A 22,069-nucleotide genomic window follows, 5' to 3' on the forward strand; every position below is an offset into this window, starting at 1 on the left:
CGGCTAGCGCCGCGCCGCGGGTCACCGTCACCACCGACGTGCTGCGCCTGACCCTGGACGGCCGCAGCGTGTTCGACGCTGACCTGTTGCTGTTCCCGCAGACCAAGCAGCCCGGCAGCCCGCCGGTGCAACTGCTGACCGAGGACGCGGCGCATCCGTACACCGCCACCAGCGGCTGGGTCGGCGAGCACAACTCGCCGTCGCCGGGCCCGGCTGGCTTCCGCCCCGAACACCCGGGCCAGGAGTACGTGCTGGCCAAGGGCCAGGACAGCCTGCAGGTGCCGTTCGTGTGGAACGGTCCGGACGGCGTGACCATCCGCCGCGTCTACACCCTGCAGCGCGGCCATTACGCCGTGCAGGTGCACGACGAGGTCATCAACCACGGCAGCAAGCCGTGGCAAGGCTATGTGTTCCGCAAGCTGAGCCGGGTGCCGACCATCGTCAGCCGCGGCATGACCAACCCGGATTCCTTCAGTTTCAACGGCGCCACCTGGTTCAGCCCGGCTGACGGCTACCAGCGCCGCGCGTTCAAGGACTATCTGGACGACGGCCCGCTGAGGCAGATCGTCGAGGGCGGCTGGATCGCGGTGCTGCAGCACCACTTCTTCACCAGTTGGATCCCGCAGGCCGACCAGGATTCCCTGTACGTGCTGTCCAATGACGGCCCGCGGCATGTGATCGAAGCGCGCGGCCCGGGTTTCACCGTGGCGCCGGGCGCCAGCGCCAGCACCGAAGCGCGACTGTGGGTCGGGCCGAAGCTGGTCAGCCAGATCGCCAAGGAGAACGTGCGCGGCCTCGACCGTGTGGTCGACTACAGCCGTTTCTCCGTGATGGCGCTGCTCGGCCAGGGTCTGTTCTGGATCCTCAGCCACCTGCACAGCCTGCTCGGCAACTGGGGCTGGTCGATCGTCGGCCTGGTGGTGCTGCTGAAGCTGGTGCTGTACCCGCTGTCGGCCGCGCAGTACAAGAGCGCGGCCAAGATGCGCAAGTTCCAGCCGCGCATCCAGCAGCTCAAGGAGCGCTACGGCGACGACAAGCAGAAGTTCCAAACCGCGATGATGGAGCTGTACAAGAAGGAGAAGATCAACCCGATGGGCGGCTGCCTGCCGGTGCTGATCCAGATGCCGATCTTCTTCGCGCTGTACTGGGTGCTGGTGGAGTCGGTGGAACTGCGGCAGGCGCCGTGGTTCGCCTGGATCCAGGACCTGACCGCGCGCGATCCGTACTTCATCCTGCCGGTGATCAACGTGGCGGTGATGTGGTTCACGCAGAAGCTGACCCCGGCCCCGGGCATGGATCCGGTGCAGGCCAAGATGATGCAGTTCATGCCACTGGTGTTCGGCGTGATGATGGCCTTCGTGCCGTCGGGCCTGGTGTTGTACTGGGTCACCAATGGTTCGCTGGGCCTGCTGCAGCAGTGGTGGATGCTCAAGCGCCACGGCGAGGCGGCCACCGCTGGCGGCGGCGGCGGCAGCGGCAAGCCGCCGGCCAAGGCCAAGAAGTAAACCCGACAACGCCCGCCCTCCGGCGGGCGTTGCGCATGCGGCCGGGGAAGGCGCCGGCGTCTGCGCTGTTCCCGTAGCGCCTTGCTCGCGAGTCCGTGGTCATGCACAAGCGTCGTCGTCCGTTGTCGTCGTCCGTTGTCGTGATCGGCCTGCTCGCCTTGGCCCTGGCCGCGTGCCAGCGCACGCCTGCCGACAGCGCGGCGACGCCATCCAAGCCCGCGACATCGGCGCCGGCGATCGCCATTCCAGGCTCTGCCGCATTGCAGGCCCAGGCGACGACGCTGCTGCAGGGCCTGCAGGCGCAGCTGGCGGCGCAGCGCAAGATCATCGTGTTGCTGGCCGACGAGGCCAAGCAATCGCCGGCCGACCGGCAGACCTCCAGCAGCGTCGGCCAGCAACTGTTCCACGAGGGCCTGGAGCGCCGCGAGGCATTGGCCAAGCAGTTCGATGCGCTGCTCGCGCTGCCGGACGCGCAGCGCTTCGCCGCGGTCGGCAGCCTGCTCGACTACGTCGAATCGGCACCGGACCTGTACGACGCCGACCGCCTGGCGTTCCGCGAGATTCTCGCCGACTGGCAGCTGCGCATCGGCAAGGATTCCTCGCTGCCGGCGATCAAGCTGCACCAGCGCATCGGCGAAGACCTGGAAGCGCTCGACGAGATCGAACGCACCTACAACCGCGAGATCACCGCGATCTTCAGCCGCTTCGATCGCACCCGCGCGATCGTGCAGAAGCGCGAGAAGTGGGAGGACTACGTCGCCCACCTGGGCACGCTGTACACGCGCGAGGCGATCCTGCGCGACTACGGCGTGATCACCCCGTACCCGATGTCGATGAAGGACAGCGACCGCGAGGTGTTCGGCCGCGACCTGCCGCCGAAGACCGTGGTGCTGAGTTTCGACGACGGCCCGCATCGCGAATACACCGACGAGATCGTGGCCATCCTCAAGCGCTACGACGTGCCGGCCACGTTCTTCGAAGTCGGCCGCAACCTGGGCAAGCTGGAGCCGGATGGCAAGGTCGACCTGTCGCCGCTGGCCAGCGTCAGCCGCAGCCTGATGGAGCAGGGCTACACCGTCGGCAACCACAGCCTGACCCATGCGCAACTGTCCAAGGAAACCGGCGCCGCGCTGCGCAGCCAGATCCTCGACACCGACCGCATGCTGCGCGCGGTCGATGCCAAGCGTGCGCCGCTGTTCCGCTTTCCCTACGGCGCGCGCAACGCCGAGGGCATGCAGATCCTGGGCGAGGCCGGACTGAAGTCGGTGATGTGGAACGTGGATTCGCTGGACTGGGCCGACCCGGTGCCGGAGTCGATCGTGCAGCGCGTGCTCGAGCAGGTCGGCCGCGAGCAGCGCGGCATCCTGCTGTTCCACGACATCCACGAACGCACGGTCAAGGCGCTGCCGCAGATCCTGGACCGGCTCAGCGCCGACGGCTACCAGTTCGCCGCCTGGAACGGGCGCGACTTCAGCGTGGCGCGCGCGGCCAGCAATGCCGCCGCACCGGCGGTGACCAGCGGCTACGACAAGTCGTGGGCCATCGTCATCGGCATCGACGACTACGCGCACTGGCCCAAGCTGCAGTACGCGGCCAACGATGCGCAGGCCATCGCGCAGACGCTGACCGGCAGCTTCGGCTTCCCGTCGTCGCAGGTGATCGTGCTGAAGAACCAGGAAGCCACCCGAAACAATATCCTGGCCGCCTTCCACGATCGACTGGCGCATGGCGGCGTCGGCAAGAACGACCGCGTGTTCGTGTTCTTCGCCGGCCACGGTGCGACCCGCAAGCTGGCCTCCGGGCGCGACCTCGGCTACATCGTGCCGGCCGACTCGGACCCGGCGCAGTTCGCCACCGACGCGATTCCGATGACCGAGATCCAGGACATCGCCGAAAGCCTGGAAGCCAAGCATGTGCTGTTCGTGATGGACGCGTGCTACAGCGGCCTGGGCCTGACCCGCGGCGGCGGTACCAGCGCCTACCTGCGCGAGAACGCGCGCCTTATCGCCCGGCAGATGCTCACCGCCGGCGGCGCCGACCAGCAGGTCGCCGACAGCGGCCCCAATGGCCATTCGGTGTTCACCTGGGTGCTGCTGCAGGCGCTGTCGGGCAAGGCCGACCTCAACGGCGACGGCCTGATCACCGGCACCGAGCTGGCCGCCTACGTGGCGCCGGCGGTGTCGAGCATCTCGCAGCAAACGCCCGCGTTCGGCAGCCTGCCCGGTTCGCAGGGCGGTGAGTTCGTGCTGCAGGTACCGGAGGGCGAGGAATTCCTCACCGCCAGCACCCAGCAGCTGTCCTCGGCGGCGATCGCAATGAACGACCGCGTCGATGCGGCCGCGCCCGCGTCGACCGCGACCCCGAACGCCGGCGCCAGCAGCGCCGACGCACCGCCCGCTGTGTCCAAGCCGGCGGTCGTGGTCAAGGACCTGCAGGGCGGCGAGCGGCCGTTGGCGGTGCCGGCCGCGGCCGGCCCGGTGTCCGACCGTCAGCGTGCGCAGCGCGCCAACGATCGGGGCCTGCAGCTGTACAAGGAGAAGCGCTACGACGAGGCCGAAGCGCAGTTCACCGAGGCGCTGAAGCTGCGCCCGGACTTCGCGCTCGCGGCCAACAACCTGGGCTTCATCTACTATCGCCAGGGCAAATACGCGCAGGCCGTGCGTTGGCTGGAGAACACGCTGAAGATCGATCCCTCGCGCGCGGTGGCCTACGTCAACCTGGGCGACGCCTACCGCCAACTCGGCGATGCGGCCAAGGCCAAGCGCGCCTTCCAGACCTACCTGGAGCTGCAACCCAACGGGGCGTCGGCCGCCTACGTCCGCGGCCAGCTGCAGACGCTGTAATTCACCACGCCACCGAACTGCCGCCTTCGCCATGCCGTCTTCCGCCACCGAGACCATCGCCGCCATCGCCACCGCTCCCGGCGCGGGCGGCGTCGGCGTGGTCCGCGTCTCCGGTCCGGCGGCCGCGGCCATCGCCGAGGGACTGGGCCTGCACGCGCTGGTGCCGCGCAGCGCGCGCTACGCGCGTTTTCGCGACGCGCATGGCGAGATCGTGGACGACGGTATCGCGCTGTGGTTTCCGGCACCGCGCAGCTTCACCGGCGAGGACGTGCTGGAACTGCAGGCGCACGGCAGCCCGGTGCTGCTGCGGCACTTGGTGGCACGCTGCTGCGAACTCGGCGCGCGTCCGGCGCGTCCGGGCGAATTCAGCGAGCGCGCCTTCCTCAACCGCAAGCTGGACCTGGCCCAGGCCGAGGCGATCGCCGACCTGATCGCCGCCGGCGACCTGCGCGCGGCACGCGCGGCACGGCGCTCGCTGGACGGGGTGTTTTCGCGTCGCGTCGACGACCTGGCCGAACAGCTGATCCGCCTGCGCATCCACATCGAAGCGGCGATCGATTTCGCCGACGAGGCGCTGGACACGCTGGGCGGCGAGCAGGTCCGTGCCGGCCTGGCGCAGTCGCGCACGGATCTGACGCAGTTGCGTGCCGACGCCGAACGCGGCCGGCGCCTGCGCGATGGTCTGCACGCGGTGCTGGTCGGCCCGCCCAATGCCGGCAAGAGTTCGCTGCTCAATGCGCTGGCCGGCAGCGACCGCGCCATCGTCACCGACATCGCCGGCACCACCCGCGACACCTTGCACGAGACCGTGCGCCTGGACGGCGTGGAACTGACCCTGGTCGACACCGCCGGCTTGCGCGAGGGCGGCGATGCGATCGAGCGCGAGGGCATGCGCCGCGCGCGCCAGGAACTGCAGCGCGCCGACCTGGCGCTGATCGTGCTGGATGCGCGCGAGGCCGAGGCTGGCCATGCCGCGATCGCCGATGCCATCGCCGATGTGCCGCAGCGCCTGTGGATCCACAACAAGAGCGACCTGCTCGCCGCCGTGCCCGCCGCCAGCGCCGAGCGCGTCTACGTTTCCGCCGCCACCGGCAGCGGCCTGGAACAGTTGCACGCGCAGTTGCGCGCGATCGCCGGCGCCGCGGCAGGCGAGGGCAGCGACGGCGAATTCTCCGCGCGCGCCCGCCACGTCGACGCGCTGCAGCGCGCCGCGACGCATGCCGACGCGGCGGCGGTCGAACTGCAGCACGAACGCCTGGAACTGGCCGCCGAAGAGCTGCGCCTGGCCAATGCCGCGCTCGGCGAGATCGTCGGCACGCTCAGTGCCGACGACCTGCTCGGGCGGATCTTCTCCAGTTTCTGCATCGGGAAGTGAGGTGGCGTACAGGGACATCCACTGATGTCTGCTGATGTAGCGCTAAGCTGCGTAAATAGAGGGATTTTTTTCTACTGAGTGGTTCGGTGATACAGTCAAAGCCATCCATTTTCATGTCCAAGTTTGGTTCCAAGTCGCTGGGTTCTTGCTTCTCCTCCCTCTACTTGACGAGGCAGTCCACCAGGTGGCGATTGGGGAGTCGCCAGCAAAAGAAACAGCAGGAGAACGTGGCCGGCGCGGAAGACGCCACCATGGCCGATTTCGCTGACCGCTTCTTCAAGGCACTCAAACCACTCGCTGCTAGCAGCTGCGTCTGGGTGTAGCCAGACCGTGGCACCCTGGCCAAACCATTCGCCAACAATGCGTAGCCAGGCGCTGAAGGTGCCCTAGCATGGGCAGGAGATTCCCGCCTTCACCATCCATGCCCTGCGGCGCACGCCGTCGGGGTAATGATCAACAACTGGTTGACAACTGCCTTGGATGCTCGAGTTAGCTGTGCTCGTTGCGCAAAGCACGCATGGCCTGCTCTGCGCTCAGGAAGCGGATTGTCAAACGCGATTTAATAGGGCATTAACCCTACTAAGTACCTTTTTAAAGGGTACAATTGCCATATTTTTAGCCTGGGCCTGTCGCCCCATGCGCTCGCTTACTGCCGAGTACCTTGCTGCGCTTCGCTTCGACGGCACCCAGGCGACCACACTGCGTGCATTGGGCGAGTATCAGGGCAAACAAAAACTTTACGCTGCCCAATCTCCGGAAGCCCTCAAAGGCCTGCGCCAGATCGCGATGATCGAATTCACCGAATCATCCAACCGATTGGAAGGCGTTGTCGTGGCTCCCTCACGGCTGAGGTCACTGGTCATCCGAAATGCGGCGCCGAAGAGCCGCTTCGAACAGGAGATCGCTGGCTACCGCGATGCCTTGGCGTTGATCCATGAATCGGCCGCGCACATGCCCTTCAACGAAGGTGTGGTGCTGCAATTGCACACCGCGCTGTACCGCTACATGCCGCAGGAGGACGGGCGTTTGACGGCCACCAACAACGACACTATCGAGCGCCACACGGATGGCACGTTGCGGGGGCGCTTCCAGCCGGTCGCTGCGCACTTGGCGCCGATTGCCATAGCCGACCTGACAGGGCGCTACGCCACCGCATTGGACCAGCACCTGGCCGACCCACTAGTGCTGCTGCCACTGGCGATGCTCGACTTTCTGTGCATCCATCCTTTCCCCGATGGCAATGGCCGCATGTCCCGCCTGCTGACCTTATTGCTGCTCTACCACTTCGACTATGCGGTGGGCCGCTACATCAGCTTGGAACGCATCTTCGAGGACACCAAGGAAGGCTACTACGAGACCCTGGAAGCCAGCTCGCAGGCTTGGCACCGGGGGCGGCACGACGTCAAACCGTGGCTCGACTACTTTTTTTGGGCATTGCTGCGGGCGTATTGTGAGTTTGAGGAACGCGTCGGCACCATCGACCATGGGCGTGGGCGTGGTAGCAAGGGCGATCGGGTGCGGGCGGAAGTGCTTGGACGCAGCCTGTCGTTCTCGATTTCGGAGATCGACGAGGCTTGCCCGGGCGTAAGCCGGGACATGGTGCGGCTGGTGTTGAGGGTGATGAAATCGGAGGCGTTGATCGAATCGACTGGCAAGGGGCGAGGTGCGAAATGGGCCAAGCGGGTGTAAGGGGAGCACGATGGAACTGATCGACAACATCAGCCGCTTGCTGGGTGATGACCTCAAGCAAGCCATTCGGCCAGGGGCGCGGCTGAAGATCGCGGCCTCGTGCTTTTCAATGTATGCCTACGAGGCCTTGAAGTCCGAACTGGAAAAGATCGATGAACTGAACTTCATCTTCACCTCTCCCACTTTTGTGGCCGACGAAGTCACAGACAAGATCCGCAAGGAACGCCGCGAGTTCCACATCCCCAAGCTGGAGCGGGAGCGCAGCCTGTACGGTAGCGAATTCGAAATCCAGTTGCGCAACCAACTCACCCAGAGGGCGATTGCCCGGGAATGCGCCGACTGGCTACGACGCAAGGCCAAATTCAGAAGCAATCGCAGCAAAGCTCCCATGCAGCAGTTCGCTTGCGTGCAGTCGGGCAGCGCCGACACGGCCTACACGCCGCTACACGGCTTTACCGCCGTCGACCTGGGCTACCAACAGGGCAATGCCGTGTCCAACCTGGTCAACAAGATGGAGGAACCCAACTTCACGGCCACCTACCTGAGCCTGTTCGATCAAATCTGGAACGATCCGGAAAAGCTGGAAGACGTCACTGCGCAAATCTGCGATCACGTCGCCTCGGTCTATCAGGAAAACGCGCCCGAGAGCATCTATTTTCTGGTGCTCTACAACATCTTCAACGAGTTCCTTGATGACGTCGACGAAGACGTTCTGCCTAACGACCGCACCGGCTATCAGGACACGCTGATCTGGAACAAGCTCTTCAACTACCAGAAGGACGCGGCCACCGGCATCATCAACAAGCTGGAAACCTACAGCGGCTGCATCCTTGCCGACAGCGTCGGCCTCGGCAAGACTTTCACCGCGCTCGCCGTAGTCAAGTATTACGAGCTGCGCAACAAGTCCGTCCTGGTGTTGTGTCCCAAGAAGCTGGCCGACAACTGGCTCAACTACAACCGCAACCTCAAGACCAACCCTTTCGCCAAGGATCGCTTCGGCTACGACGTTCTGGCCCACACCGACCTGAGCCGTACCAGCGGCGAATCGTTCGGAACGCCGCTCAACCGCATCAACTGGGGCAACTACGACCTCGTCGTCATCGATGAGTCGCACAATTTCCGCAACAACGACGCTTACAAGGACAAGGAAACCCGCTACCAGAAGCTCATGAATAAGGTCATCCGCGAAGGCGTGAAGACCAAGGTATTAATGCTTTCTGCCACGCCGGTCAACAACCGCTTCACGGATCTGAGAAACCAGCTCGCGCTCGCCTACGAAGGCGACTCGGAAAACCTCAACAAGAAGCTGCGCACCAGCAAATCGGTGGAAGAGGTTTTCCGCAACGCGCAGAAAGCGTTCAATGCCTGGTCGAAGCTGCCGCCAGAGCAACGCACGCCACGCGCCATTCTGGATGCGCTGGACTTCGACTTCTTTGAGCTGCTGGACAGCGTCACCATCGCGCGCTCACGCAGGCATATCCAGACTTTCTACGACACCAAGGACATTGGCCATTTCCCCGAGCGCCGAAAGCCTTTGTCGTTCCATTGCGCACTGACAACGCGCGATGACGTGATGGGTTTCAACGAGATTTTCGAGCGGCTGACCAAGCTCCTGCTGGCGGTGTACGCGCCGGCCAAATACATCCTCGCTAGTAAGCGCCAGCAATACATCGAACGCTACAACGCCCAATCCGGCGACGAAAAAGGCAACCTGAGCCTCGAAGGCCGGGAAAGCGGCCTGCAACGCTTGATGACGGTCAACCTGCTCAAGCGGCTGGAAAGCTCCGTCCAATCCTTCAGGCTCACGCTGCAATCCCTGCAAGCCAACCACCAGAACACGTTGGCGCAGATCGCGGCCTTTAGGCAGACCGGTAGCGCTGCCAGCGTGGATGACATGGCCAGCGTGCTGGAAGTCCTTGATGCAGAAGAAGATGACTTGCTCGATGAACTCGAACAAGGCAGCGATACCGGTGGCAAGCTCAAGATCAGCTTGGCAGACATGGACTTGCCCTCGTGGGAACATGACCTGAAAGCCGATCTCGCCCACATCGAAGCCCTGTTGACCTCGATGTCGAGGATCACGCCCGAGGACGATGCCAAGCTCCAGCATCTCAAGGGCCATGTGCTGGGCAAGATCACCAACCCCATGAACCCCGGTAACAAGAAGATCCTGATCTTCACCGCCTTCGCCGATACCGCCGACTACCTGTACGCCAATCTGGCTCCCGCGTTGCAGGCCCTGCAACTGCATACCGGCAAGGTGACAGGCAGCGATCGCCCCAAGTCCACCTTGCCCAAAGCGTATGACTTCCAGGAACTGCTGACGCTGTTCTCCCCTCGCTCGAAAGAAAAGGCCGTCGTTTTGCCGAATGAGCCTGCGGAAATCGACGTGCTCATCGGCACGGACTGCATCTCCGAAGGCCAGAACCTTCAGGACTGCGACTACCTCATCAACTACGACATCCACTGGAACCCGGTGCGCATCATCCAGCGCTTCGGGCGCGTGGATCGCATCGGCTCACCCAACACCAGCATCCAGTTGGCGAACTACTGGCCGGACATCTCGCTGGACGAATACATCAACCTCAAGGAGCGCGTCGAAAACCGGATGATGATCGTGGATGTCACCGCCACCGGAGACGACAATGTCATCTCCGCGCAAGCCAACGACATGTCCTACCGCAAGGAACAACTGCGCCGCCTGCAGGAAGAAGTCATCGAACTGGAAGACCTGAAAACCGGTGTCTCCATCACCGATCTTGGCCTCAACGATTTCCGCATGGATTTGCTGAACTACGTGAAGGCCCACGGCGACCTGGGCAAGTCACCTAACGGACTGCACGCCGTCGTCCCCGCGAACCCTGAGCTCGGCCTCGCCCCCGGCGTCATCTTCACGCTACGCAACCGCAACGCAGGCGTGAATCCGCCCGCCCACCTGCCACAGCACAACCGGCTGCACCCTTACTACCTCGTTTACATCAACCGCGAGGGTGAGGTTGTTCACGACTACACCGAGGTCAAGCGCCTGCTCGATCTGGTGCGCCTGTGCTGCAAAGGGCGAGCGGCACCGATTGCTGAAGTCTGCCAACGCTTCAACAGAGCCACCGCCGATGGCCGCAAGATGCAGCCGTATTCCGAGCTGCTGAACAAGGCTATCCGTTCGATGATCGAGGTGAAGGAAGAGAAGGACCTCGACAGCCTGTTCACTGGAGGCAAGACCACGGCGCTCACGCACACCATCAACGGGTTGGACGACTTCGAGCTGATCGCCTTTCTTGTGATACAGGAGGCCGGATGAGTCAGCCTAGCCCCGCGCACCAGCATCAGGCCTTCATCGCTTACCCGGCGCAGGCCGCTTTTGGTCGCGCGCTGCCCAAAAGCAAGGTATACGAGCACAGTGGCGCGACAAACCGCCTCAAAGATTTGTTCGTCAAGCAAGTCGAGCAGATCGTCTGGGCATTCAAGCTTGCGCCGGAGACGATTCGCCTGCCTGCGCGGCCCGGCGTGCCAGAAGTTCAGGTGTTCAATCTTCAGCTCAAGACGCCGGAACTGCATCGTGACGTGCTGCGTTGCATTGACGAGGCCATTCCGTTCCCCATCGTGTTCGAGCTGGCTTTCGATGGCAGGACGCAGATCATCGCTGCCTACAAACGCCGGAACGACGCCGATGCGAACCGCTGGGTTGTATCGGACTACTTTGCGTCCGACTGGCTCCCGGTCGGCAGCCAGCGGACCGCCATGCCCGTAGCGCTGCATCTGGGCGGCTTGTACGAACAGTTGCTGCAGCGTCTGATCCCTCTATCCTTGCGCCCGCAGGAAACGCTTGCCGAACTAGTGGCGCGCGTGGAGCAGGTGCAGGCCAAGCAGCGTGAAGTGGAAAGAACAACAGCGAGGCTGGCGAAGGAAAAGCAATTCAACCGCAAGGTGGAGATCAATGCCCAATTGCGGCAGTTGAAGAATGACTACGAAGCATTGACCCGCTGAAGCGCTCAAGAACTCGATGTCATGCCTAAAAAGAGCAACCCAACACAATCAGACGATCAGTCCCCGACGTGGCCCAGGTTAGAGACGATTACCAGCCGTTGCACTGCAACTTGGTAGCAAATTCCCCCTGAATGATGAGCTAGCAGACGGCTCGGACACCTAACAACCCGCAAGCGACAAGAAGATTGATATGGAAAAGCTGAAGATGCATTCGCCCAACCTGACCGAAGACAACATCGCGCGCATTCGTGAGCTGTTTCCGGGCTGCGTGACGGAAGCGCGGGACGAGGATGGCAGTGTGCGGCTGGCGGTGGATTTCGACCAATTGCGGCAGGAGCTTTCGGCTTCCCTGGTGGAAGGGCCACAGGAGCGATATCACCTCAACTGGCCTGGCAAGCGCGAGGCGCTATTGACGGCCAATGCGCCGATCGCAAAGACCCTGCGCCCGGTGCGCAGCGAGAGCGTGGACTTCGATACCACGAAGAACCTGTTCATCGAAGGCGACAACCTGGATGCGTTGAAGCTGCTACAGGAGACGTATCTCGGTAAGGTCAAGATGATCTTCATCGACCCACCGTACAACACGGGGAACGACTTCATCTACGAAGACGACTTTGCGGAAGACGCGGCAGGCTATCTGCGACGCTCAAATCAGGTTGATGGAAAAGGCCAACGATTAGTTGCCAATACGGCATTCAATGGTCGATTCCACTCAGACTGGTTGAGCATGATCTATGCGCGGCTCAAGCTTGCGCGAACGCTCTTGCGCGACGACGGGGTCATCTTCATTTCGATTGACGACAGCGAGCAGTACAACTTGCTCTCTTTGTGCTACGAGATATTCGGGGCAGACAACTTCGTTGCGACGATCATCTGGCAGCACAGTATTCAGCCGAAAGGCTATACGGATGTCTTTTCGGTGCATCACAACTACATCTTCATGTTCCAGAAGACCGATGCCTTCGAACTTCATAGCCTTGAGCGAACTGACGAAGATAACAAAGCTTATTCCAATCCGGACAATGACCCGCGTGGACTGTGGCGAACAGGTGACGTACGTAATGCCCTGTATCGCCCCAACCTTCGCTACGAGATCAAGACGCCCTCAGGGAAGACGATCAATCCGCCCGAAAACGGCTGGCGGTGGAGCAAGGAGACGCTGCGCGAGAAGATCGCGTGTGGAGAAATTGTCTTTCGCGATGATGAAACCCGCATCATCAGGAAGATCTACCTGGACACGTTGGAAGGGCGTGCTCCAGAGACCATTTGGTTTGGCAAGGATGCAGGCACCACCCGAGATGGAGCAAAGGAACTGAAGGAAGACTTCGACGGTGAAGCGCCATTTGACACAGCGAAGCCCACTGCGCTCATCAAGCGTATGGCAAAAATTGCAGGAGTTAAGCCTGACGATCTCGTTCTGGACTTCTTTGCGGGGTCGGGTACGACCGGAGTTGCTTGTCTGAACGAATCGCTAGCGAACTTCATTCTGGTTCAGCTTCCAGAAACCTTTGACGAAAGTAAGCCTCACGGAAAGGCAGCACACAAGCTGGGCATCACCACGATTTCCGAGTTGGCTTGTCGGAGACTTAAAGCTGCAACTTCGCGTCTTGAAAGAGGGTCTGGAGTAGGAGGATTCCGCGTCCTCAAGATCGACTCCTCCAACATGGCCGACGTCTACTACGCCCCCGATACGCTGGACAAAGCCAACCTCGACCTGTTTGTGGACAACATCAAGCCCGACCGCACGGCGGAAGACCTGCTGTTCCAGGTGATGCTGGACTGGGGAGTTGACCTCGCTTTGCCCATCGAGAAGAAGGCCATCCAGGACAAGGACGTGTTCTTCGTGGACGGCAATGCGCTTGCCGCCTGCTTCGATGCGCATGGCGGCGTGGACGAAGGCTTCGTCAAGGAACTGGCCACGCACAGGCCCTTGCGCGTGGTGTTCCGCGATGCTGGGTTCAAAGACAGCGCAGTCAAAATCAACGTGGAGCAGATTTTCAAGCTCTTGTCGCCCTCCACCGAAGTGAAGAGCATCTGAGGGGGCGCACATGATTAAGGATGAATTGGCTGCCAGCCCCGTCGGATATGCCGACTGGTTGGCTGAGCTCAAGCAGCGCATCTATGCCGCCCAGCAACGCGCCACCCTTGCGGTCAATCGCGAGCTGGTGTTGCTGTACTGGCAGATCGGTCAGGACATTCTGGCACGCCAGGCCAGCCAGGGGTGGGGCAGCAAGGTGGTGGACAGGCTGGCACGCGATCTGTGCAACGCCTTTCCGGACATGAAAGGCTTCTCCCCGCGCAACCTCAAGTACATGCGGGCCTTTGCCGAGGCGTGGCCCGATGGCGAATTTGTGCAAGCGGCGCTTGCACAATTGCCCTGGTATCACCAGTTGGCGCTGCTGGACAAGCTCCAGACCGCCGAGGAGCGGCAATGGTATGCCGCGCAGGCGCTGGAGAACGGCTGGTCGCGCAACGTGCTGGTGATGCAGATCGAATCCGGCTTGCGCCAGCGTACAGGCGCGGCCATCACCAACTTCGGCCAGCGCCTGCCCAGGCCGCAGTCGGATCTGGCCCGCGAGTCACTGAAAGACCCATACCGCCTGGACTTTCTCGGTCTGGGCAAGGAGGCGCAGGAACGTGCCATCGAGGATGCGCTGGTCAAGCACGTCACCCAGTTCCTGATGGAGCTAGGTGCGGGCTTTGCTTTCGTCGGACAGCAGGTGCATGTGGAAGTGGGCGACAAGGATTTCTACATCGACCTGTTGTTCTACCACCTGAAGTTGCGCTGCTATGTGGTGGTGGAACTGAAAGCCGGCGAGTTCCAGCCCGAATACGCAGGCAAGCTCAATTTCTACCTCAGCGCGGTGGACAGCCAGTTCAGGCACCCCAGCGACAACCCCAGCCTGGGCCTGTTGCTATGCAAGAACCGCGACAAGGTGGTGGCAGAGTACGCCTTGCGCGACATGAACAAGCCCATCGGCGTTGCGGAGTATCAACTGGTGCAGGCTTTGCCCAAGGAACTGCAAACAGACTTGCCTCGTATCGAGGATATCGAGAGTGAACTGCGGGATGCGGATGATGCGCCCGGGGAGGCGCAGGCATGAAGCTGAAATTCAAGACCCAGGCCTACCAGACGGCCGCCGTGCAGGCAGTGGTGGATTGCTTCAAGGGGCAGGCGCCGCATCACGGTGGCATTCGCTATCGCCTTGATCCCGGCACCCGCAAGGCGGCACCGGCCAGCCCACAGGGCGCGCTGGCGCTGGAGGCCGCGCGGGATGCGGCGGCAGAGCAGGAGGCGGCTTTCCGCAACGCCGACCTCACCCTGTCGGAGCTGGCTCTGCTGGACAACATCCACGCCGTGCAGCGGGGGCAGAACCTGCCGTTGTCCGATGCGCTGGTCAAGACCAAGGTGGCCAAGATCAATCTCGACATCGAGATGGAAACCGGCACGGGCAAGACCTACTGCTACATCAAGACCATCTTCGAGCTGAACAAGCTATACGGCTGGAGCAAGTTCATCATCGTCGTGCCCAGCATCGCCATCCGCGAGGGCGTGGCCAAGTCGTTGGACATCACCGCCGAGCACTTTCTGGAGACGTATCACAAGAAGGCGCGCTTCTTCATCTACAACTCCAAGCAACTGCACCACCTGGAGAGCTTCTCGTCGGACGCGGGCATCAACGTGATGGTGATCAACGTGCAGGCTTTCGCCTCGCGCGGGGCGGAAAACCGCCGTATCTACGACGTGCTGGACGATTTCCAGTCGCGCAAGCCCATCGACGTGATCAGCGCCAACCGGCCGATCATGATTCTGGATGAGCCGCAGAAGATGGAAGGTGCAGCCACGCTGAAATCGCTGGAAGAATTCAAGGCGCTAGCGGTGCTGCGCTACTCGGCCACCCACAAGACCACCCACAACAAGATTCACCGGCTGGATGCGCTGGACGCCTACAACCAGAAGCTGGTGAAGAAGATCGCTGTGCGCGGCATCGCGGTGAAGGGGCTGGCAGGCACGGCCGGCTATCTGTACCTGCAATCCATCGAGATTTCCAGCAAGAAGCCGCCCGAGGCGCGCGTCGAGTTCGAGCAGAAGCTGGCGGGCGGCAACATCAAGCGCGTGGTGAGAAAACTCGGCAAGGGCGACAACCTGTTCGAGCTGTCGGGTGGACTGGATCAATACCGCGACCACGTGGTCGCGGACATCAACGCCAACACCGACACCCTGAGCTTTACCAATGGCGTGGAGCTGACGGTCGGCGACGCCACCGGCGACGTAACCGAGGCAGCATTGCGCCGTATCCAGATTCGTGAGGCCATCAAGGCGCACTTCGACAAGGAGCAGGCGCTGTTCCAGCAGGATGTGAAGGTGCTGACGCTGTTCTTCATCGACGAGGTGGCCAAGTACCGCGACTACGCGCAGGCGGATGAAAAAGGCGAATACGCCCGCATATTTGAAGAGGAGTACACGCAGTACCTCAATGAGGTGCTCGACCTGGACGAGACGGCCTACGTCAAATACCTGAAGGGCATTGCAACAGAAAAAACCCACAGCGGCTACTTCTCTATCGACAAGAAGAGCAAGCGGCAGGTGGACTCGGCGGTTGCCGCGCGCGGCGAGAATGCTGGGCTGTCCGATGACGTGGATGCCTACGACCTGATCCTGAAGGATAAAGAGCGCCTGCTTTCGCTCGCCGAGCCGGTGCGTTTCATCTTCTCACACTCGGCCTTGCGCGAAGGCTGGGACAACCCGAACGTGTTCGTCATCTGCACGCTCAAGCACAGCGACAACACCATCTCCCGTCGCCAGGAGGTGGGACGCGGCTTGCGGCTGTCGGTCAACCAGAATGGTGACCGGATGGATCAACCGGCCACGGTGCACGATGTGAACGTGCTGACGGTAGTGGCCAGCGAGAGCTACAAGGATTTCGTGACCGCGCTGCAGAAGGACATCAGCGAGTCGCTGTCGGAACGTCCGCGCGTGGCGGATAAGGCATTCTTTACTGGCAAGATGGTGACCACGGCCACCGGCTCAGTGACTGTCACAGAAGATCAAGCGACCGACATCGAGTTCTACCTGATTCAGAACGGCTATGTCGACAAAAAGCGCAACATCACCGAGAAATACCATCAGGCCAAGAAGAACGGCACGCTGGCTGCGCTGCCGGATGAACTCGCTCCCTTGGGCGACCAAGTGTTCACGCTTGTGGATAGCGTCTTCAGCGAAAGTCAGTTGCCCGACATCAGCGACGACCGCCGCCCGAAGAAGAATCCGCTCAACGCCAACTTCGAAAAGCAGGAGTTCAAGGCGCTGTGGAACCGCATCAACCGAAAGGCTGCCTACAGTGTTGATTTCGACTCGGACGAGCTGGTGCAAAAGGCGGTCAAGGAGCTGGACGCGGCCCTGCGCGTAACCCCGCTGCAATACGCCATCCAGGCTGGCGAACAGATCGACCAGGTGACCCGCGAGGCGCTCCAGCGTGGCGATGGTTTCAAGGTTTCCGAAACAAAGACCGAGTACAACAAACAGTCGATCCATTCAGCGGTCAAGTACGACCTGATCGGCAAGCTGGCCGAAGGCACGCAATTGACCCGCCGGACGGTGGCGGAAATCCTCAAGGGCATCAACGTTGCGGTCTTTGCGCAGTTCAAGAGGAACCCAGAGAGCTTCATCGCCGAGGCCACACGGCTCATCAACGAACAGAAGGCGACGGTCATCATCGAGCATCTGGCCTATGACCCGGTCGAGGACAAGTTCGATCTGGACATCTTCACAGCCGGGCAGACCAAGCAGGACTTCAGCAGGGCCGGGCACAAGCTGCAACGGCACATCTACGACTACGTGCTGACCGACTCGAACATCGAGCGCGACTTCGTGAAAGAACTGGATACGGCCAATGAAGTGGTGGTCTATGCCAAGCTGCCGCGCGGCTTCCTGATTCCCACGCCCGTGGGTGACTACAACCCGGACTGGGCGATCAGCTTCAAGGAAGGCACGGTCAAGCACATCTACTTCGTTGCCGAAACCAAAGGCTCTATGTCATCCATGGAACTGCGCGAAATCGAGAAAACCAAGATCAAATGCGCCCGCAAGTTTTTTGATGAGATAAATCGCCGCTATGCCCCGGAGAACGTCAGATATGACGTGGTGGATAGCTTTGGCAAACTGATGGAAGTCGTGAAGTAGAGGCCGCTGATCTTCCGAGATAGATAGCCGTGACTTGCAGACGTTCGTGCCCAAGTTCTGTACTGATGATTTTTCGTGCTGCGGTATCCTGGGCTCGGTGTGCGTCGATCAGCGCTCTGACGGGAGGTCCACCTGCTGTTGGTGCGGACACTCCGTCAGTGCCTCATACCGCATCTGCGGCATACCGATGCCGCAGCCCGTGCATGTTGCTCAGACCTGCTGCCTTGCATTGCCCATCGTAAACGGGCCGCTGCTGGATGTAGGTCTTGTTCGCGGGGATCAGCGAGCCCAATCCTGCCAGCCGGTGTACTTCGTCCAGCACCGTCCCCTGCTGCGGTGTCATGATCGGTACCGTGCGGCCACGTCCGCCCTTGACCTATGCGCCTTTGATGGCGATGTGATCGCCACGGTCGACATAGTGCGGTTGAAACTTGATGGGCTCTTCACACCGCTCAGGTCGCCCATTGGCACACCACAATTGGTAACGGGAGAGCGAGAAGCGTCCAGGGATGGCCGTCTGCCGCTACCAAGGAACACGCTTGGTTTCTGGGTCCAAGAATAGGACCAAGCGCATTGAGTGGCTTCCAGAACGCTATTGAAAATCGATGGAATGCAGCAGAAACGCTACTTCGCATCGGCAAAGTAGCGTGTCGCTACGCCCTGCTTACGCCGCCAACGCCGCGCGCTGCTCCTGCAGCCACTGTTCGAACGGCAGCGGCGCCTGCCCGGTCAGCGCCTGGTAGTCGCCGGTGACGGTGGCGACGCGGCCGGCGGCGGTGTTGGTGTCGAACGAGGCATAGATGCGCGCGACCGGCTCGGGCAGGCCTGCGCCGACCATGCCCTGCACCAGGCCTTCGACCGGTACCGGCACCACCTGGATCTGCACGTCCAGCACCTGCGCGACCAGCGCGGCGATCTCGGCGGTGGTGTAGGCGCGCGCGCCGCTGAGGGTGAGCGTGCGCTTGCCGTCGCCGCCGGCCAGGGCGACCGCGGCGGCGCGGGCCAGGTCGTCGCGCGCGATATGGGCGATGCCGCCGTCGCCGGCCGCGCTGTACCAGTGGCCCGAGGCCAGCACCGACGGCAGGCTCATGAACAGGTTTTCGAAGTACCAGTGGTTGCGCAGCACGGTCCAGGCGGGCAGGGCGCTGGCGGCCAGGCTGTCTTCGGTACCGGCATGGTCGGTGGCCAGCAACAGCGGCGAGTCGTGCGGTTCCGGGCAGGAGGTGTAGACCAGGTGGCCGACGCCGGCACGCTCGGCGGCGGCGATCGCGGCCTGGTGCTGCTGCAGGCGGTGGCCGGGGCGGTCCAGTGCGTCGGTGCTGATCAGCAGCACGCGGCCGGCGCCACGGAACGCGGTGTCGAGCGAGGTGGCGTCGTCGAAATCGCCGTGGCGCACGTCCACGCCGCGCGCGGCCCAGGCGGCCAGGCGGTCGGGTTGGCGGGTCATCGCCACCACCCGCGACGGTGCCACCTTGAGGGTGTCGAGCAGGTGCGCGAGCACGCGCTGGCCGAACTGGCCGCCGGCGCCGGTGACGAGCAGGGAATCGGAAGATGCGGACATGACAGGTCTCCTGAGGAAGGGCGGCGTCGCAGGACGCCATGGTCTGGAAAAGGAACCTGGTCTATCCTAGAGACCTTGGCCGACCTGTAAAGACGGCACTTTTTCCGCCCCTGATTACCCCGAGGTAACCACCATGGACACCGTCGTACCGCCGGTCGCTGCCTGCGATCCGCTGTTGAGCCAGCAGTTGCAGGACTACCAGCGTGCCGGCATGGCCATCGACCAGTGCCCGGTGCGCGACGTGCTGGCGCAGATCGGCGACAAGTGGAGCACCCTGTTCGTGATGTTGCTGGCCGAACGCCCGCACCGCTTTGGCGAACTGCGCCGCGCGGTGCCGGACATCTCCCAGCGCATGCTGACCCAGACCCTGCGCGACCTGCAGCGCGAAGGGCTGGTCGCCCGCGAGGTGCTGCCGACCGTGCCGCCCGGCGTGGAGTACCGGCTCACCCCACTGGGGCACTCGTTGAGCGTGGTGCTGGCACCGCTGGTGCGCTGGGCTGCCGATCACCACGCGCAGATCCGTGGCGCGCGCGCCGCGTTCGAGGCCGATGCACCGGCGCGGGCGGCGGGCGCCGCGTACGGTTGACGCGTCCCGTACGAGCGGCTTTACCGAGAACGCCCGGTCGCGGCGGAAGCCGCTCCTTACGGACATTCCCGCATTACCCGCAACCCCGACGGCCGCAAACGGCCGAATTCGGCAACCGCGGATCAGCTCTCCGCAACCACCCGCGCGCTGTAGCTGTCGCCGTCGCGCTGCACCCTTACCGGTCCGCCGAACACCGCCGACAACGGCGCATCGGCCAGCAGTTCCTCGCGCGCGCCGTCGGCGTACACCTGGCCCTCGCGCAGCAGGATCACCCGTGCGATTTCCGGCACGATCTCTTCGATGTGGTGGGTGACCAGCACCAGGGTGATGCCCTGGCGGGCGAGGTCGCGCATCGTCGCCAGCAAGTGCTCGCGCGCGACCAGGTCCAGGCCGGTACTGGGTTCGTCCAGCAGCAGCGCCTGCGGCCGATTGACCAGGGCGCGCGCGATCAGCACGCGCCGGGTCTCGCCGGCCGACAGTTCGGCATAGGGCCGCCGCAACAGCGGCAACGCGTGCGCCGCCTGCAGCGCTTCGCGCGCGCGGTCGCGCATCGCGTCGGTCACCTCGCGGTGCGGCGGCACCACATAGCTGGCGAAGAACCCGGACAGCACCGCGCTCTCCACATCCAGCCCGGGCATGTCGGCGAGATTGACGCTCAGGTCGCCGGTGACGATGCCCAACTGGCTGCGCAGGCGGTCCACCTGCCAGCGGCTCTGGCCGAGCACCCGCACCGCCGGTTCTTCGCCGGCGCGCGCCAGCGGATACAGCTCGCGGGTGATGAGTTTGATGAACGAGGATTTGCCGCAGCCGTTCGGGCCGAGGATCGCGGTGTGCTGGCCGAGCGCGATGCGCAGGCTCAGCGCGTGCAGCACGCGGACCTGGCCGCGGACGACGCTGGCACGGTCGAGTTCGATCAACGGCGCGGCCGCTGGCACGGGGGTTGCTTGGGAAGAGGCGGCTGACATGGAACCGAAACCGTTCTGTGATCGGAAGCGCTTGGCGGCTGAATACCATACGCGAGCGCCGGGTGAAGTTTGCGCCCGCAACCCCCATCATGTCGTCATCCCCTCACGCCGTCCTACGCTCTGGAGCTTCTGGCAATGTTCGACGCGATCCTCGACTTCCTCGGCAACGGCCTGCTCGGCGTCGGCTGGTGGGGCATGCTGGCCGTGCTGCTGCTGTTCACCCAGCTCACCATCTTCGCGGTGACGCTGTATCTGCACCGCAGTCAGGCGCATCGCGGCGTGGACTTCCATCCGCTGCTGTCGCACTTCTTCCGCTTCTGGACCTGGTTCACCACCTCGATGATCACCAAGGAGTGGGTGGCGATCCATCGCAAGCACCACGCCAAGGTGGAGACCGAGGAAGACCCGCACAGCCCGCAGACCAAGGGCATCGCCCGCGTGTTCTGGCGCGGCGTGGAGCTGTACCGCGAAGCGCGCACCCAGCGCGTCGACATCGAGCAGTACGGCAAGGGCGCGCCGGACGACTGGATCGAGCGGCACCTGTACACCCCGTACGCGAACCTGGGGCCGGTGGCGCTGTTCGCGGTCAACTTCGCGCTGTTCGGCCTGCCCGGCATCGCGCTGTGGGCGCTGCAGATGGCATGGATCCCGTTCTGGGCCGCCGGCGTGATCAACGGCCTGGGCCACTGGTGGGGCTACCGCAACTTCGAGTCCGCCGACACCTCGACCAATCTGACCCCGTGGGCGCTGTGGATCGGCGGCGAAGAACTGCACAACAACCACCATGCCTTCCCCAGCTCGGCGCGTTTCTCGATGCGCCGTTGGGAACTGGACATCGGCTGGATCGCGATCCGCGCGCTGGCCGCCCTGCGTCTGGCCAAGATCCTGCGCGTGGCGCCGACCCTGGACGTACGCCCGAACATCGCCGTGCCCGACGCCGACACCCTGCGCGCGCTGCTGTCGCATCGCTTCCAGGCGATGACCGATTACCAGCGCAACGTGTTCAAGCCCGCGCTCAAGGAAGAAGCCGCGCAGGCCGGCGCCAAGCTGCGCAAGCTGCTGCCGCGGCGCCTGCGCAAGGGCCTGGTCGACGATGGCCGCTGGCTCAAGCCCGACGCGCGCGAACAGCTGCAGCACTGGGTGGCGCAGCGCCCGCGCATGCGCACGCTGGTCGAGCATCGCGCCCGCCTGGCGGCCCTGCTGGAAGCGCGCACCCACGACGCCAGCGAACGTCTCAAGCACCTGCAGGCCTGGTGCCACGACGCCGAAGCCAGCGGCATCGCCGCGCTGCAGGCCTACGCCGCGCGGCTGAAGGGCTACGCCCTGGCATGAGCCGCGGCGCACCGCATATCCCGTCGCACGAACGCCGCCTTGCGC

At 63.2% G+C, this 22,069-nt stretch carries 14 protein-coding genes; 11 read left to right on the top strand and 3 right to left on the bottom strand.

All coding sequences use genetic code 11. The features are described 5' to 3' along the window. The 9 genes from yidC to D588_RS0105530 form a co-directional block, all read left to right on the top strand. The coding region (gene yidC, locus D588_RS24090) for a membrane protein insertase YidC (protein ID WP_017915255.1) at positions 1-1,505 on the top strand (1,505 nt) is incomplete at its 5' end. A gap of 101 nt (positions 1,506-1,606) precedes the next feature. Next, the gene (locus tag D588_RS0105490; protein WP_051067846.1) at positions 1,607-4,348 is read left to right on the top strand and encodes a tetratricopeptide repeat protein; all 2,742 of its coding nucleotides are present in this window, start codon (positions 1,607-1,609) and stop codon (positions 4,346-4,348) included. 31 nt (positions 4,349-4,379) lie between these two features. Then, positions 4,380-5,723 (top strand): tRNA uridine-5-carboxymethylaminomethyl(34) synthesis GTPase MnmE, encoded by a 1,344-nt coding sequence (mnmE, locus tag D588_RS0105495; RefSeq protein ID WP_017915257.1) that lies wholly within the window; start codon positions 4,380-4,382, stop codon positions 5,721-5,723. A gap of 636 nt (positions 5,724-6,359) precedes the next feature. After that, complete coding sequence (locus tag D588_RS0105505) at positions 6,360-7,412, top strand: Fic family protein (RefSeq protein ID WP_017915259.1); 1,053 nt, start codon at positions 6,360-6,362, stop codon at positions 7,410-7,412. A gap of 10 nt (positions 7,413-7,422) precedes the next feature. After that, positions 7,423-10,710, top strand: a complete 3,288-nt coding sequence (locus tag D588_RS0105510) for a helicase-related protein (RefSeq protein WP_026143413.1) — start codon at positions 7,423-7,425, stop codon at positions 10,708-10,710. Beyond that, complete coding sequence (locus D588_RS0105515) at positions 10,707-11,396, top strand: DUF4391 domain-containing protein (protein WP_017915261.1); 690 nt, start codon at positions 10,707-10,709, stop codon at positions 11,394-11,396. The genes D588_RS0105510 and D588_RS0105515 overlap by 4 nt, the downstream gene beginning before the upstream one ends. Before the next feature lie 190 nt (positions 11,397-11,586). After that, the gene (locus D588_RS0105520; protein ID WP_017915262.1) at positions 11,587-13,434 is read left to right on the top strand and encodes a site-specific DNA-methyltransferase; all 1,848 of its coding nucleotides are present in this window, start codon (positions 11,587-11,589) and stop codon (positions 13,432-13,434) included. Between the two features lie 10 nt (positions 13,435-13,444). Then, positions 13,445-14,500, top strand: coding sequence for a PDDEXK nuclease domain-containing protein (locus D588_RS0105525; RefSeq protein WP_026143414.1), 1,056 nt, complete (start codon positions 13,445-13,447; stop codon positions 14,498-14,500). Further along, positions 14,497-17,580, top strand: a complete 3,084-nt coding sequence (locus D588_RS0105530) for a DEAD/DEAH box helicase family protein (RefSeq protein WP_017915264.1) — start codon at positions 14,497-14,499, stop codon at positions 17,578-17,580. The genes D588_RS0105525 and D588_RS0105530 overlap by 4 nt, the downstream gene beginning before the upstream one ends. 163 nt (positions 17,581-17,743) lie before the next feature. Here D588_RS0105530 and D588_RS28415 read toward each other — a convergent pair whose 3' ends face one another. Both D588_RS28415 and D588_RS0105535 read right to left on the bottom strand, forming a co-directional pair. Further along, entirely contained in the window at positions 17,744-17,923 is a 180-nt protein-coding gene (locus D588_RS28415; protein ID WP_230979381.1) for a hypothetical protein, read from the bottom strand. A 321-nt stretch (positions 17,924-18,244) separates the two neighbouring features. After that, a complete protein-coding gene (locus D588_RS0105535; RefSeq protein ID WP_017915265.1) occupies positions 18,245-19,141 on the bottom strand; it encodes an NAD(P)H-binding protein in 897 nt (298 codons plus the stop codon). Between the two features lie 133 nt (positions 19,142-19,274). On the opposite strand from D588_RS0105535, the gene D588_RS0105540 reads away from it, so the two are divergent. Then, positions 19,275-19,727 carry a helix-turn-helix domain-containing protein gene (locus tag D588_RS0105540; protein ID WP_017915266.1) on the top strand — a complete coding sequence of 151 codons (453 nt, stop codon included), beginning with the start codon at positions 19,275-19,277 and terminating at the stop codon, positions 19,725-19,727. Between the two features lie 122 nt (positions 19,728-19,849). Here the strand turns inward: D588_RS0105540 and D588_RS0105545 are convergent, their stop codons facing one another. Next, complete coding sequence (locus D588_RS0105545; RefSeq protein WP_026143415.1) at positions 19,850-20,692, bottom strand: ATP-binding cassette domain-containing protein; 843 nt, start codon at positions 20,690-20,692, stop codon at positions 19,850-19,852. A 135-nt stretch (positions 20,693-20,827) separates the two neighbouring features. Between D588_RS0105545 and D588_RS0105550 the strand changes: the two genes are divergently transcribed. After that, positions 20,828-22,024 (top strand): fatty acid desaturase, encoded by a 1,197-nt coding sequence (locus tag D588_RS0105550; protein WP_017915268.1) that lies wholly within the window; start codon positions 20,828-20,830, stop codon positions 22,022-22,024. The last annotated feature ends 45 nt before the right edge of the window (positions 22,025-22,069 follow it).

This window comes from Xanthomonas sp. SHU 308 (genome assembly GCF_000364645.1).
Lineage (GTDB): Bacteria > Pseudomonadota > Gammaproteobacteria > Xanthomonadales > Xanthomonadaceae > Xanthomonas_A > Xanthomonas_A sontii.

What these genes read in the sequence shown, in the direction of transcription:
- D588_RS0105490 (WP_051067846.1), top strand. Translation starts at nt 1,607, where the DNA reads ATGCACAAGCGTCGTCGTCCGTTGTCGTCGTCCGTTGTCGTGATCGGC.
- mnmE (WP_017915257.1), top strand. Translation starts at nt 4,380, where the DNA reads ATGCCGTCTTCCGCCACCGAGACCATCGCCGCCATCGCCACCGCTCCC.
- D588_RS0105505 (WP_017915259.1), top strand. Translation starts at nt 6,360, where the DNA reads ATGCGCTCGCTTACTGCCGAGTACCTTGCTGCGCTTCGCTTCGACGGC.
- D588_RS0105510 (WP_026143413.1), top strand. Translation starts at nt 7,423, where the DNA reads ATGGAACTGATCGACAACATCAGCCGCTTGCTGGGTGATGACCTCAAG.
- D588_RS0105515 (WP_017915261.1), top strand. Translation starts at nt 10,707, where the DNA reads ATGAGTCAGCCTAGCCCCGCGCACCAGCATCAGGCCTTCATCGCTTAC.
- D588_RS0105520 (WP_017915262.1), top strand. Translation starts at nt 11,587, where the DNA reads ATGGAAAAGCTGAAGATGCATTCGCCCAACCTGACCGAAGACAACATC.
- D588_RS0105525 (WP_026143414.1), top strand. Translation starts at nt 13,445, where the DNA reads ATGATTAAGGATGAATTGGCTGCCAGCCCCGTCGGATATGCCGACTGG.
- D588_RS0105530 (WP_017915264.1), top strand. Translation starts at nt 14,497, where the DNA reads ATGAAGCTGAAATTCAAGACCCAGGCCTACCAGACGGCCGCCGTGCAG.
- D588_RS28415 (WP_230979381.1), bottom strand. Translation starts at nt 17,923, where the DNA reads ATGACACCGCAGCAGGGGACGGTGCTGGACGAAGTACACCGGCTGGCA.
- D588_RS0105535 (WP_017915265.1), bottom strand. Translation starts at nt 19,141, where the DNA reads ATGTCCGCATCTTCCGATTCCCTGCTCGTCACCGGCGCCGGCGGCCAG.
- D588_RS0105540 (WP_017915266.1), top strand. Translation starts at nt 19,275, where the DNA reads ATGGACACCGTCGTACCGCCGGTCGCTGCCTGCGATCCGCTGTTGAGC.
- D588_RS0105545 (WP_026143415.1), bottom strand. Translation starts at nt 20,692, where the DNA reads ATGTCAGCCGCCTCTTCCCAAGCAACCCCCGTGCCAGCGGCCGCGCCG.
- D588_RS0105550 (WP_017915268.1), top strand. Translation starts at nt 20,828, where the DNA reads ATGTTCGACGCGATCCTCGACTTCCTCGGCAACGGCCTGCTCGGCGTC.